The organism is Delftia sp. WSY_12 (genome assembly GCF_043104645.1).
Taxonomy (GTDB): domain Bacteria; phylum Pseudomonadota; class Gammaproteobacteria; order Burkholderiales; family Burkholderiaceae_C; genus Comamonas; species Comamonas tsuruhatensis.
In genome coordinates this window covers 1-378 of sequence record NZ_JBICKW010000004.1, presented here as the reverse complement: position 1 = coordinate 378, position 378 = coordinate 1, and the positions used below count along the sequence as shown (strand labels likewise).

The 378-nt window shown below is 65.1% G+C and carries 1 protein-coding gene; it reads right to left on the bottom strand.

Annotation, left to right across the window (positions count from 1 at the left end):
• Positions 1-378 (bottom strand): AMP-binding protein (locus ACF8LI_RS02590; protein ID WP_392411970.1); only part of this gene is annotated, 378 nt, incomplete at both ends.

Sequence of the window (378 nt, the reverse complement as noted above, 5' to 3'; positions counted from 1 at the left end):
CAGCGACGTGAAGACCAGCTCCCCCTCGCTGCCGTCGGGCAGCACCTCGCCCGTGTCCGGGTCGATGATCTCGGGATAGAAATGGTCTTCCCAGATCACCGGCCCGTCCTTGCTTTCCACGCATTCGCTGGCCACGCCCGGGCCCATGACTTCGGACAGGCCGTAGATGTCCACGGCATCCAGCCCCGCCTTGCCCTCGATCTCGCGGCGCATGGCCTCGGTCCAGGGCTCGGCGCCGAAGATGCCGATCTTGAGCGAGCTCTCGCGCGGGTCCATCCCCTGGCGCTGCATCTCCTCCACGATCACCTGCATGTAGCTGGGCGTGACCATGATGATGTCGGGCCGGAAATCCTGGATCAGCTGCACCTGCTTTTCGGT